The organism is Sphingopyxis sp. OPL5, assembly GCF_003797775.2.
Classification (GTDB): Bacteria; Pseudomonadota; Alphaproteobacteria; order Sphingomonadales; family Sphingomonadaceae; genus Sphingopyxis.
The window spans coordinates 148,552-161,232 of record NZ_CP060725.1; the positions used below are offsets into that span (position 1 = coordinate 148,552).

Consider the following 12,681-nt stretch of genomic DNA (forward strand, 5'->3'; position numbering starts at 1 on the left):
GTCAATCGAGCAGGCCTGCCTGCTCGATCATCGCGGCGGGCATATAGACGAGCAGGATCAGCGCGAGTTCGCCGCAGATGACGGCGGCGATCGCGCGAATCCACCCGCCGCGTCCTTCGCCGGCGTAAAATTGGCGCACGGCAAAGATCGTGAAACCGAGGCCGAATGTGAGACGCACCAGATTGCGCCCGATGCTGCGGTCGGCGAGGAACAATTGCATCGTCAGGTCGGCGGCCACGACCAGCAGGGTTGCCTGCGCCAAGACGTAGAGCCGCATCACCATCGTGCCGAACAGTCCGGCGGACGCGCCGCGATAAAAGATGAAATGGAGCACGAGCGCGGAAATCAAGGCCGATAACAGCGGCATGATCAGCGGTTCGTTCTGCAGCATCTCGATCACCGAGAGATCGGTCTTGGTGCTCCCCGGCAGGAAACGCGCGCGCAGGGCGATGTTCAGGGTGAGCGCCACCGCGATATAGGGCACCGCCTTGACGAGGATATCGCGGTCGCTCTCGATATAACGGCGGATCAACACGCCCGGCCGGCGAAACAGCCCGATCAGCGTGTGCAAAACGCCCTTTTCCCACCAATTTTCGACGAGCTCGTTCACGACCGTGTGGCGGTTGATCGGTTCGGGGCGCAAATCCTTGCCGCAGTCGGGACAAAAGCGCCCATCGCCGCGGTGGACGCAGTCGTCGCTCATTCGGTGGCGGTGCTCGCGGGGGTGTCCTTGACCGGCACCAGCCAGACCGCGACATTGGCGAACATCACGAGCGCCGCGACGAGCATCAGCAGCGCACGGCGCCGATCGCCCTTGCGGAAAATATAGATGGCGCCCCCCGTCAAAACGGCCCCGGTGAGCATCAGCACGGACATGATCGTGTCGGACATGGCGAGGCTTTATCGGCTGCGTCACAAATTTGCCACCTCGCTTATGGCCATATGCAGCGCCTTCGCCTAAAGGCCGCTCATCGATTCCCTCCAGCCTTGCGGGAGCCGCATCATGCGCATCGCCATTGCCTCCGATCACGCCGCTTATGAGCTGAAAGCCCAGCTTGCGGACTGGCTGCGCGAGCAGGGCCACGAGGTCGAGGACCTGGGCACCAACGGCCCCGACAGCGTCGATTATCCCGATTATGGCTACGCTCTCGCGGAAGCGGTCGCGAGCGGTCGCGTCGAAAAGGGCGTCGCGCTCTGCGGTTCGGGCATCGGCATCTCGATCTCGGTCAACCGCAACCCGGCGTGCCGCTGCGCGCTGGTCAGCGAACCGCTGTCGGCCAGCCTGTCGCGCCAGCACAATGACGCGAACGTCATCGCGATGGGTGCACGGCTGACCGGTATCGACATGGCGAAGGCGTGTCTCGACGCGTTCCTGACTACCGATTTCGCCGGCGACCGCCACGCGCGCCGCGTCGACAAGCTTTCCAAGCCTCCCTTCAATTTGGCCCAACTGGAGACCAGCCGATGACCACAGACACGCTCGCCAAGCCCATCAAATCGGCCGGATATTTCACCGACGGCGTCGACACGGTCGACCCTGCGGTCGCAGCGGCGATGAAACATGAGATGGAGCGCGAACGCTATCAGATCGAGCTGATCGCCTCGGAAAACATCGTCTCCAAGGCGGTACTCGAAGCGCAGGGGTCGGTGTTCACCAACAAATATGCCGAGGGCTATCCGGGCCGCCGCTATTATCAGGGCTGCGCGCCGTCGGACGAGGTCGAGACGCTGGCGATCGACCGCGCCAAGAAATTGTTCGACTGCAATTTCGCCAACGTCCAGCCGCACTCGGGCGCGCAGGCGAATGGCGCGGTGATGCTGGCGCTGACCAAGCCCGGCGCGACGATCCTCGGCATGAGCCTCGACGCCGGCGGCCACCTGACCCACGGCGCGCCGCCCGCCATGTCGGGCAAATGGTTCAACGCGGTGCAGTACGGCGTGCGCCCCGACGACCATCTCGTCGACTTCGACCAGGTCGAGGCGCTGGCGAAGGAACATCGCCCCGCCCTCATCATCGCGGGCGGCTCGGCCTATCCGCGCACGCTCGACTTCGCGCGCTTCCGCGCCATCGCCGATGACGTCGGCGCGCTGCTGATGGTCGACATGGCGCATTTCGCGGGCCTCGTCGCCGGCGGCGCCCACCCCTCTCCGATGGAGCATGCGCATGTCGTCACGACGACGACGCACAAGACGCTGCGCGGCCCGCGCGGCGGGATGATCCTGACCAACGACGAAGCGATCGCCAAGCGCATCAATTCGGCGGTCTTCCCGGGGCTGCAGGGCGGCCCGCTGATGCACGTCATCGCCGCCAAGGCGGTGGCGTTCGGCGAGGCGCTGCGCCCCGAGTTCAAGGATTATGCGAAGGCGACGATCGCCAACGCACAGGCGCTCGCGAACCGGCTGAAGGCGCGCGGCGCCGATGTCGTGGCGGGCGGCACCGACACGCATCTGGCGTTGATCGACCTGCGCCCGCTCGGCATCACCGGCCGCGACGCCGACGAGGCGCTCGAGCGCTCGGCGATCACCTGTAACAAGAATGGCGTGCCCTTCGACCCGCTGCCCCCGGTCAAGACCAGCGGCATCCGCGTCGGCTCCCCCGCGGGCACGACGCGCGGTTTCGGCATCGCCGAGTTCGAGGACATTGGCGACATGGTCGCCGACGTGCTCGAAGCGCTGCGCGACAAGGGCGAGCATGGCGACGCCGATGTCGAGGCCGATGTCCGCAAGCGCGTCCGCGCTTTGTGCGAACGCTTCCCGATCTACGAAGGCTGAACCCATGGCCCGTCCCAATCCCGAAGAACCGACGCTGGTCGAAGTCGCGATCGAAGAGGTCAAGGCGATGGGCAAGCAGGGGATGCAGCATCCTTCGACGAAGCCCGTGCTGACCGGCGGCGCGATCGGCGCCGTCGCGGGGATCGTGCTGCCCGTCATCAGCTGGCCGGTCGGCCTGTTCGCGGGCGCCGCGATCGCGCTTTACAGCCGGGTGAAACGCTGACCGATGCGTTGTCCTTATTGCGGCCATGAAGACAGCCAGGTGAAGGACAGCCGTCCGACCGAGGATGGCGCGGCGATCCGGCGGCGGCGGCAATGCGAGGATTGCGGCGCGCGCTTCACCACCTTCGAGCGTATCCAGCTGCGCGAAGTCGCGGTGCTCAAGGCCGACGGCGGCCGCGAGCCGTTCGACCGCGAGAAATTGATGCGCAGCGTCCAGATCGCCTGCCGCAAGCGCCCAATCGACGCCGCGCGCATCGAGCGGCTGGTGTCGGGCATCCAGCGCCAGCTCGAAACTTCTGGCGACAACGAGGTCAAGGCATCGCAGATCGGCGGCATGGTGATGGAAGCGCTCAAGGGCTTCGACAGCGTCGCCTATATCCGCTTCGCCAGCGTCTATCGCGAATTCACCGAGGCGAAGGATTTCGAAGAATTCGCCTCGACGATCAACGAGGCGGCGCACAAGGGGTGAACAAGCAAACCGCCCCCGACGCCCCGCCTCCCGTCATCGTCCTCGTCCGCCCGCAGCTTGGCGAGAATATCGGCAAGGCGGCGCGCGCGATGCTCAACTTCGGGCTGACCGAGTTGCGGCTGGTGACCCCGCGCGACGGCTGGCCCAACCCCGACGCCGGCCCCGCCGCGTCGGGCGCCGACATCGTGCTCGCCGAGGCGCAGGTGTTCGCCAGCCTCGCCGAGGCGACCGCCGACTGCACGCACATCTATGCGACCACCGTCCGCAAGCGCGGCGTGATCAAACCCGTGCTGACCCCCGAAGCCGCGGCGCGGCAGGTTCATGCGACGGCCGGACGCTCGGCCTTCGTTTTCGGCGCCGAGCGGTCGGGGCTGGAGACCGACGATGTCGCGCTGGCGCACAGCATCGTCACCGTGCCGATCAATCCCGAATTCGGATCGCTCAACCTGGCACAGGCGGTGATCCTGCTCGCCTATGAATGGTCGAAGGGTCAGGATCTGGCGCAGCCGCCCGTCGCGGAACTCGCGCCGACCGCCGAGCATGCCGAATATGAAGAACTGATCCAGCATTTCGTGCGCGATCTCGACGCAGCAGGCTATTTCTTTCCCGAAAACCGTCGCGCGGCGACGCTCCGAACATTACGCACCACGCTCACCAAGACGGGCTGGTCGTACAATGATATCAGGATGATGCACGGCATCATAACGGCTCTTGGCCGAACGCCGAAAAACCGTTAAGGAGCGCCAAATCGTTTCAGGAGTTACTTTCCCATGATGACCCTCATCCTGTCGCTTGCCCTCGCCGCCGCGGCCGCCGAAACCCCGCCCGCCGACGGAGCGACGACCGCCCAGCCCGCGAAGCCCGAAAAGCCGAAAAAGATCTGCAAGGCCACCAAGATGACCGGCAGCTCGATCGGCCGCCGCGTCTGCAAGACCCAGGAACAGTGGGACAATATAGCGCGCGATGGCGCCCAGTCGCTCGACCTGGTCGACCAGGGCTATAAGACCAATACCGGCAACGGCGCCGTCAACTGAACACCACGCACGACCGCAGGTAACGACGAAACCACCCGCGCGTCGCGGGGGCTGTCGCTCGGTGGTGCGCTCAACTTTGGCTGGACAGCCGGCCCTTCGCTCAAGCATGTATCGACCATAGAAATCGGCTCGGGGAATTGGCCGGCATATGGAGAGGTCGGTCGGCCATATTCACCAGGAGTTGACTATCCATGATGACGTTGTTTCTCTCTCTCGCTTTGGCCGCCGCCGGGACGACCGGCCCGGATGCCGCCGAACGCCCCGCAGGCGGACAGGCCGCCAAGCCGGCCAAACCCAAGAAGGTCTGCGAACGGATCGAATCGACCGGCAGCAGCGTACCCAAGAAGGTCTGCCGCACCGTGCAGGCGCCGAAGGCCGCGATCGACGCCGCCAACACGGTTCCGGAAAAGCCCGCGGGCAACAGCACCAACTGATCGCGGCGGGTCAGGCCGGATCGGTACGAATCCGGTCCCAACGGACCATTTCATACGCGATAGACTGCTCGACCAGTTCGTCCCATACCGCGCGCAGGCGGTCGGGTTCCAGCCCGGCGGCTTCGGCTTCGCGCGCGACATTGTCGAGCACCTGCGCCTTGCGCGCCTCGTCGCGAACGACATTGCGGTCGGGCTTGATGCGCGCCGCCGCGTCCATATAGCCGAAGCGGCGAACGAGCAGCGTCACCAGCGCCCGGTCGACCTCATCGACCCCGGCACGGACGTCGATCATCGTTTCGCAATGTTCGGGAGATTTGGCAGCGGTCATGCGCGGAGGCTTTAGCGGCTTTTTTCGCGCTGTCGACCCGGGCGTCCGAGGCTGCCCCAACGCTTGACTTTCCCTACTGCCCCGTCTAACCGCGCGCCTTCGCAATGGACCCCGCACCCCGGTGAAGCGGCGGTCGCATATGGCATCTGCCCATATGGTGCGACCCGGGAACCGCCGAAATCCTTCGGCACACAGCATATTGGAGACGACATATGTCGAAGCGCCAGAGCGCCAAGTATAAACTCGACCGCCGGATGGGCGAAAACATCTGGGGTCGTCCGAAGAGCCCGGTCAACCGCCGCGAATATGGCCCCGGCCAGCACGGTCAGCGCCGCAAGGGCAAGGTGTCCGATTTCGGCATCCAGCTCCGCGCGAAGCAGAAGCTCAAGGGCTATTACGGTGACATCACCGAAAAGCAGTTCAAGAAGAACTATTTCGAAGCGTCGCGCATGAAGGGTGATACCGGCCAGAACCTGATCGGCCTGCTCGAGCGCCGCCTCGACGCGGTCGTCTATCGCTCGAAGTTCACCCCGACGATCTTCTCGGCGCGCCAGCTCGTCAGCCACGGCCACGTCTATGTGAACGGCGTGAAGTGCAACATCGCGAGCCGCCTCGTGAAGCCGGGTGACGAAATCACCCTCGGCAAGAAGGCGCAGGAAATGGCGCTGGTCGCCGAAGCGCAGAGCCTGCCCGAGCGCGACCTGCCCGAATATCTCGCCATCGACGGCACCAAGGCGACCTACGTCCGCGTGCCCACGCTCGACGAAGTGCCTTATCCGGTGAAGATGGAACCGAATCTGGTCGTCGAATTCTATTCGCGCTGATCCGGCGGTTCATCGCAGGAAACAAAGGGGCGGTCCGGCAACGGGCCGCCCTTTTTCTTGGCCGCATCGGCGTGTCGGCGCGAGGGCTGCTCGCGGAAAGCCGCAGAAAATTGCCGAACTTCACACTGGAAGCGATACCGGCCGTATCCAGCCCGCCGACGCGGCCGATACCCCCGGCGCAAAGGCACGCGATCCCAAGCGTTCGGTTCAAGGCGAAAGCGCGCGGGGAAGGCGATCCCCAAAAATGGTGGAAAACGGCCTAACTTCACACTGAAATCGCATTTCCGGCAGCACAAGCGGGCAGGTCGGCCAACGTCTCGCGCCCGGCCGACGACCTTGCCGAACGCGCGCAATGGCCTCGGCGAGAAACCGGCGCAAAACTGCGCAACTTCATTCGCGAATATCGCTTTTCGGGCGGAAGTCGGACCCCAATCACGCGGCGGCGCTGTCGGACGACGCGCCGCTTCGCGCGAGCCGGTTACCCGAGCGAACGGAAAAGATGGACCGGAGAAATGGAGGAGCTTCATCCGCCAGTTTGAAGCATGGAGAGATATATTAGGAAAGCATTATTTCGTCCGAGACCGATCGACGGCTGCGGCACCGTTCTCCGCTTGCGGTTCGCGCCCTCGCTCGCCACAAGGCGGCATATCGAAAGTTCCCGTGCGGAGGGCAGTTTGGCGATCGTTTTTGCCGATGAGAGCGGCCGTAACGACCCACCCGTCTATGTGATGGCCGGACTCATCGCTAGCGCTGCTGCGTGGCGCGCATTCGATGCGGCGTGGATGGCCGAGCTTAATTCCCCTCCCGCCATCTCGGTTTTCAAGATGAAGGACGCGTATCGCGGTAACGGCGATTTTCGCGGCATCGGTCAGGTGGAGCGGCAGGCCAAGTGCGAGCGTCTGGCGCGGATCATCCGGGCGCATTGTACGGGTCGGCTTTCGGTCGTCACACTGCACGACGCCTTCAATGAAATCATCAAGGGACGCATCTCCGGGGACGTCGACGATCCTTATATTTTCTCTTTTGACGGCATCCTTGCTCGAGCCGATAAATTGGCCACCGCACTCGATTACGATGGCCCGATCGACTTTTATTTTGACAGGCAGATAGACAAGGAGCCACTGCTCAATGCGCATTGGGACGTCTACCATCCGACGCTCGACGCGCATTTTGCCGCACGTTTTGAGAGGAAACCAGCGTTTCTCGCGGACGAACAGGCCCCGGGATTACAAGCGGCAGATATGCTCGCTTGGCATATCCGGCGAGCTTATGCCGATGGGCATAAGGATTTGGCAAAAGTCGGCGAGGTTGGGGCTTTGCTGGCTGAAATGAGCCGCAGCGATCAGTTATACGACGCCGCCGCGCTGACCGTGCTCCGCGAGTCCATTCACAAGAAGTTTTTCGGCGCAAACCGATTTGCGCCGCATGTCGAAGAGTATGTGAGGCAGACGGTCGCCATAATGACAACGTGCGAAAATTACATCAAGATGACGGAGCCTTCAAAGAGGCTACCCGTCGAGTTGATGCCACTCCCGGCCAGCGGAACATCACGATATCAGCTAGTTCGTAATTGTGAACTTGTCGGCATTCCCCATCTGCACAGACGATCTGATAGTTCGTGTATCGAACAGACGACGGCGGAATGATGGACGGCTCGCTGCTGAGGTCGGCGATCATGATCGGCGATCCACAGCTTTTGCATGCCACACCAGCATAGGCGGTGCCCGGTTCCGGACGGAAGCGCGGAGCCAAGATAGTGATCGACTCGTCTATTTTCTCCGTCATATCGCCTCTTGAACTGAATTCTTTTTTGCCTCTTCAAGTGCGTCAGAAGCCGATAGAGCACCGCCTACCAAGCAGTCCTCTTAAGGCCGCTGATTTGATTCAGCATCCAAAAACGCGGGCAAGGCCCCAAAACCCGCGTAACATAGGGCATTCCCCCCCGCCCTTGCATCCCCCTGCCCCGGCTGGCACAAGCCCGGTCGTCGCAAACGAAACCATTCAAGGACATTCCATGCTGCGTTCCCCCCGATCCGCCGCGGCCTTCGCGGCCCTTCTGTCGCTTGCCGCGTGCGGCGGCGGCGACAAGACGGCGACCGATACCGCCGCCACCGCCATCCCCGACGTCCAGATCCCCGAACTGTCGCTGAAGACGCTTCAGGACGTGACCAAGGAATTGTCGTCCGACGCCTATGAAGGTCGCGCGCCGGGGACGCCGGGCGAGGAAAAGACCGTCGCCTATATCATCAAGAAATATGAGGAAGCGGGCCTGAAGCCCGGCAACAACGGCCAATGGACGCAGGACGTGCCGCTGGTCGAGATCACCGCGCAGAACGCGACGCCGCTCACCTTCACCGGCGGCAAGACCCCGGTGACCGCGCAATATGCAAAAGACTATGTCGCGTTCAGCTATCGCGTGACGCCCAAGACCGCGATCAAGGACAGCGATGTCGTCTTCGTCGGTTACGGCATCAACGCCCCCGAAAAGGGTTGGAACGACTATGCCGGGCTCGATGTGAAGGGGAAGACCGTCGTCGTCCTCGTCAACGATCCCGACTGGCAGACCAAGGAAGCCAAGGGCGAATTCAACGGCCGCGCGATGACCTATTATGGCCGCTGGTCGTATAAATATGAGGAAGCCGCGCGGCAGGGCGCCGCGGCGGTGCTGATCGTCCACGATACCGAACCCGCCGCCTATGGCTGGAACGTTGTCGAATCGAGCAACACCGGCACCCAATATCTCGCCGAGAGCAAGGACGGCGGTGCCAGCCAGACCGTCGCCAACGGCTGGATCCAGCTTGCCAAGGCCAAGGAACTCTTTGCGAGCGCCGGCCAGGATTTCGACAAGCTGCGCGACGCGGCGAAGGTCAAGGGCTTCAAGTCCGTCGCGCTGACCGGCGTGAAGGCGAACTTCTCGTTCGACAACCAGATCGCCAAGAAGATGTCGCGCAACGTCATCGGCGTGCTGCCGGGCGCCAAGCGACCTGACGAATATGTGCTCTACACTGGCCATTGGGACCATCTGGGTCGCTGTACCCCGGTCGCGGGCGACGACATCTGCAACGGCGCCGTCGACAATGCGAGCGGCATCGCCGGCCTGGTGACGCTGGCGCAGGCGTTCAAGACCGCCGGCGCGCCCGACCGGAGCATCGTGTTCCTCGCCGTCACGGCCGAGGAATCGGGCCTGCTCGGCTCGAAATTCTACGCCGAAAACCCGATCTTCCCGCTCGCCCAGACCGTCGGCGGGGTGAATATGGACGCGCTCAACGCGGTCGGCCCGACGAAGGACATCGTCGTCGTCGGTGGCGGCAAGTCCGAACTCGACGCCTATGTCGAAAAGCTCGCCAAGATGAGCAATCGCGTGATCAAGGCCGAACCGACCCCCGAAAAGGGTTTCTATTACCGGTCGGACCATTTCAGCTTCGCCAAGCTCGGCGTCCCGATGTTCAACTTCGGCAGCGGCGACGACCTGGTCGTCGGCGGGGTCGAGGCGGGCAAGAAGGCCTCCGAAGACTATGAAAAGAACCGCTATCACGCGCCGGGCGACGAATATGAGGCGATCACCAACTGGGACGGCATGATGTCGGACCTGCGCCTCTATTATGCCGCAGGGCGGATGCTCGCGATGACCGACGCCTGGCCGAATTGGGTCGAGGGCGACGAATTCCGCGCCGCCCGCGACAAGTCGCGCGCCGGCAAGTAACGACGACAACCGCTCCTCCGCGGTTGCGGGGGGCTTCAAGTTCCGGCAATCCAGAATGGCAGAGGCCGTTCTGGATTGCTGCGTTCTGGATGACACGGTCGATGCCATCGGCATCGAGGCAGAGGACCTTCACGCGATGACATTGCGCATGCCCGCCGAATGGGCGCCCCACGACGCCGTCTGGATCGGCTTTCCCCATATGGCCGAGGAATGGGCAGGGCAGATCGACGCGGCGCGGCGCGATGTCGCCGCTTTCGCCAACGCCGTCCATGACGGCGGGCGCGGCGAAAAAGTGCATCTTCTCGTCCGCGACCATGACAATGCCGATATCGCCGAGGCGCTCGTCGATGAAGGCGTGCAGTTGTTCGTCGCCCCCTTCGGCGATATCTGGCTGCGCGACACCGGCCCAATCATCGTCGGCACCGGCACCCAGCGCGAGGCGCGCAATTTCGACTTCAACTGGTGGGGCAACAAGTTCGTGATGCCCGGCGACCGTGAGATCGGGGCGATCCTGGCCGCGCACGCGGACCTGCCGACGCAGCACCTCGACTGGGTGCTCGAAGGCGGCGGCATCGACGTCGACGGTAGCGGACTTTGTGTGACCACCGAGGAATGCCTGCTCAACCGCAACCGCAACCCGTCGCTGACCCGCGAAGACATATCGGTGCGCCTGCACCAGTCGCTCGGCATCGAGCGGCTGCTGTGGCTCGGCAACGGGCTGGTCGGCGATCATACCGACGGGCATGTCGACAATCTCGCGCGCTTCGTCGGCGAAGGGCGGCTGGCGATCCCAGTCGCCGAGGGCGATGACGATCCCAACGCGCATATCTACGCCGACGCGCGCGCCCGCGCCGCGGCGTTCGGCGGGATCGAGATCGTCGACCTCCCCTCGCCGGGCCGGGTCGAATTGGACGGCGAGATCGCGGCGGCGAGCTATATGAATTTCTACATCGGCAACAGCACAGTGGTGGTGCCGACCTATGGCGTCGCGAACGATGCGGCAGCGGTCGAGGCACTGGCTGCGCTCTTCCCCGATCGCCGCGCGGTCGGGGTGCCGGCACTCGGTATCATCGCCGGCGGCGGCAGCTTCCACTGCTCCAGCCAGCAGCTTCCGGCCTAGCATCGCGCGCGAAGCCGCTTATATTCGGCTCGATTTAAGCTCCATCACGGAACCCCGAATGACCCGCTCCCTCACCGTCGCCGCGCTCCAGCTTGCCTTGCCCGGCCCCGTGCAGCCCAATATCGATGCGGTCACCGCGCTGGTCGAGGAAGCCGCGGCCAAGGGCGCGCAGGTCATCCTGCCCCCCGAATTGTTCGAGGGCCCCTATTTCTGCCAGATCGAGGACGAAGCGCTGTTCGCAACCGCGCGGCCGACCGCCGAGCACCCGAGCGTGCTTGCGATGCAGGCGCTGGCGGCAAAGCTGAAGGTCGCGATCCCGACGAGCTTTTTCGAGCGCGACGGCCATCATTACTACAACACGCTCGCGATGATCGGTCCCGATGGGGCGATCATGGGCACCTATCGCAAGAGCCACATCCCCGACGGTCCCGGCTATGAAGAGAAATATTATTTCCGCCCCGGCAACACGGGGTTCAAGGTGTGGGACGTCTTTGGCGCGCGGATCGGCGTCGGGGTGTGCTGGGACCAATGGTATCCCGAATGCGCGCGCGCGATGGCGCTGATGGGCGCGGAACTGCTCTTCTATCCGACCGCGATCGGCAGCGAGCCGTATGACGCCGACCTCGACACCAGCCGCATGTGGCGCCGCGCGATGCAGGGCCATGCGGTGTCGAACTGCATGCCAGTCATCGCCGCGAACCGTATCGGGACCGAGGGCGACGCGAACTTCTATGGACACAGCTTCATCAGCGACGAATGGGGCGATCTGACGCAGGAATTTGGCGCCGCCGAAACCGGCGTGCTGGTCGAGACGATCGACCTCGACCGCGCGGCGAAGCATCGGGCGGGGATGGGGTTCTTTCGCGATCGTCGCCCACATCTCTATGGTCGGCTGGTCGAGGATATCTAGTTTCTATATTAGTTTTGGGGGCCAAGCAGTGGAATTACCGGACGATATTTTTACCGAACCCGCGGATGTCGATCCCGAGACCCTCGCCAATCTCGGCCCGCTGCGCCGGCTCGCCGGGATCTGGGAGGGCCAGCGCGGGGTCGATATCAATCCCAAGGCCGATGGCCCTGAAACACGGGACTATTATGAGCGGATCGAGATGCAGCCGATCGACCCGCAAGCGAACGGCCCGCAGCTTTTCTATGGCCTGCGCTATCACCTCCACGTCAACACGCGCGAGGAGGATATCAGCTTTCACGACCAGGTCGGTTATTGGCTGTACGAACCGGCGACCGGGCTGATCCTGCAGACGCTGGCGATCCCGCGCGGGCAGATCGCGATCGCGGCGGGGCATGCGGCGCCCGATGCGACGAAGCTGGTCCTCAAGGCGACCCGCGGGCAAACCGAATATGGCATTTGCTCGACGACTTTCCTCGACCTGGCCTTCACCACCGAATCCTATGAGATTTCCGTGGAGTTCCATAAAGATGGGACATGGAGCTATGTCATCGACACGACCCTGCTGGTAAAGGGTCGCGACGAGCCCTTCCTGCATCGCGACCGCAACCGGCTGACCAAGGTCGGCGAACCCGACCTCAATCCCTGGGCGAAGATCGCGCGCGGGCTGGCGCCGTCGGTCGAGAAGACAGAATAGCGAGCGAAAGAGGCCCAACGAGTAAGGGCGAGCCCCTGTGGACTCGCCCCATGACCCCAAAAGGGACTCGAACCCTTAACGGCACCAAATCACACTGCCGATTTATCAATCAAGGCCAAGTGGAACATGGCCGATTCTCGCCGAAATTTCAAGAAAATTCGTGAAATCCGG

Annotated in this window: 16 protein-coding genes; 13 read left to right on the forward strand and 3 right to left on the reverse strand. The window is 63.5% G+C overall.

All coding sequences use genetic code 11. The features are described from left to right. Position 1 precedes the first annotated feature (1 nt). Both EEB18_RS00690 and EEB18_RS00695 read right to left on the reverse strand, forming a co-directional pair. A complete protein-coding gene (locus tag EEB18_RS00690) occupies positions 2-703 on the reverse strand; it encodes a DUF3667 domain-containing protein (RefSeq protein ID WP_187142087.1) in 702 nt (233 codons plus the stop codon). Further along, complete coding sequence (locus EEB18_RS00695; RefSeq protein ID WP_187142088.1) at positions 700-891, reverse strand: hypothetical protein; 192 nt, start codon at positions 889-891, stop codon at positions 700-702. The genes EEB18_RS00690 and EEB18_RS00695 overlap by 4 nt, the downstream gene beginning before the upstream one ends. Positions 892-1,003: 112 nt before the next feature. Between EEB18_RS00695 and rpiB the strand changes: the two genes are divergently transcribed. From rpiB to EEB18_RS00730, 7 genes are all read left to right on the forward strand, one after another. Next, positions 1,004-1,468, forward strand: a complete 465-nt coding sequence (rpiB, locus tag EEB18_RS00700) for a ribose 5-phosphate isomerase B (RefSeq protein ID WP_187142089.1) — start codon at positions 1,004-1,006, stop codon at positions 1,466-1,468. Then, on the forward strand, positions 1,465-2,772 hold the full coding sequence (gene glyA / locus EEB18_RS00705) for a serine hydroxymethyltransferase (protein WP_187142090.1): 1,308 nt from the start codon (positions 1,465-1,467) through the stop codon (positions 2,770-2,772). The genes rpiB and glyA overlap by 4 nt, the downstream gene beginning before the upstream one ends. Before the next feature lie 4 nt (positions 2,773-2,776). Further along, entirely contained in the window at positions 2,777-2,995 is a 219-nt protein-coding gene (locus EEB18_RS00710) for a hypothetical protein (protein ID WP_056350661.1), read from the forward strand. A gap of 3 nt (positions 2,996-2,998) precedes the next feature. Continuing rightward, the gene (gene nrdR / locus EEB18_RS00715) at positions 2,999-3,463 is read left to right on the forward strand and encodes a transcriptional regulator NrdR (RefSeq protein ID WP_056350659.1); all 465 of its coding nucleotides are present in this window, start codon (positions 2,999-3,001) and stop codon (positions 3,461-3,463) included. Positions 3,464-3,552: 89 nt separating this feature from the next. Next, entirely contained in the window at positions 3,553-4,200 is a 648-nt protein-coding gene (locus EEB18_RS00720; RefSeq protein WP_235535800.1) for a TrmH family RNA methyltransferase, read from the forward strand. 33 nt (positions 4,201-4,233) lie between these two features. Further along, a complete protein-coding gene (locus tag EEB18_RS00725; RefSeq protein ID WP_187142092.1) occupies positions 4,234-4,497 on the forward strand; it encodes a hypothetical protein in 264 nt (87 codons plus the stop codon). Between the two features lie 191 nt (positions 4,498-4,688). After that, entirely contained in the window at positions 4,689-4,931 is a 243-nt protein-coding gene (locus EEB18_RS00730; RefSeq protein WP_187142093.1) for a hypothetical protein, read from the forward strand. A gap of 10 nt (positions 4,932-4,941) precedes the next feature. On the opposite strand, the gene EEB18_RS00735 is transcribed toward EEB18_RS00730, so the two are convergent. Beyond that, positions 4,942-5,259 carry a chorismate mutase gene (locus EEB18_RS00735; RefSeq protein WP_187142094.1) on the reverse strand — a complete coding sequence of 106 codons (318 nt, stop codon included), beginning with the start codon at positions 5,257-5,259 and terminating at the stop codon, positions 4,942-4,944. 212 nt (positions 5,260-5,471) lie between these two features. Here EEB18_RS00735 and rpsD point away from each other — a divergent pair, with 212 nt between their 5' ends. The 6 genes from rpsD (at position 5,472) to EEB18_RS00765 (ending at position 12,510) form a co-directional block, all read left to right on the forward strand. Further along, positions 5,472-6,083 (forward strand): 30S ribosomal protein S4, encoded by a 612-nt coding sequence (rpsD, locus tag EEB18_RS00740; protein ID WP_056350649.1) that lies wholly within the window; start codon positions 5,472-5,474, stop codon positions 6,081-6,083. Between the two features lie 674 nt (positions 6,084-6,757). After that, positions 6,758-7,729 (forward strand): DUF3800 domain-containing protein, encoded by a 972-nt coding sequence (locus EEB18_RS00745; RefSeq protein WP_187142095.1) that lies wholly within the window; start codon positions 6,758-6,760, stop codon positions 7,727-7,729. A 368-nt stretch (positions 7,730-8,097) separates the two neighbouring features. Further along, a complete protein-coding gene (locus EEB18_RS00750) occupies positions 8,098-9,786 on the forward strand; it encodes a M28 family metallopeptidase (protein WP_187142177.1) in 1,689 nt (562 codons plus the stop codon). A 136-nt stretch (positions 9,787-9,922) separates the two neighbouring features. Continuing rightward, on the forward strand, positions 9,923-10,906 hold the full coding sequence (locus EEB18_RS00755) for an agmatine deiminase family protein (RefSeq protein WP_187142191.1): 984 nt from the start codon (positions 9,923-9,925) through the stop codon (positions 10,904-10,906). Positions 10,907-10,964: 58 nt separating this feature from the next. Further along, the gene (aguB, locus tag EEB18_RS00760) at positions 10,965-11,816 is read left to right on the forward strand and encodes an N-carbamoylputrescine amidase (RefSeq protein WP_187142178.1); all 852 of its coding nucleotides are present in this window, start codon (positions 10,965-10,967) and stop codon (positions 11,814-11,816) included. A gap of 28 nt (positions 11,817-11,844) precedes the next feature. Then, a complete protein-coding gene (locus EEB18_RS00765; protein ID WP_262408053.1) occupies positions 11,845-12,510 on the forward strand; it encodes an FABP family protein in 666 nt (221 codons plus the stop codon). Positions 12,511-12,681: the final 171 nt, after the last annotated feature.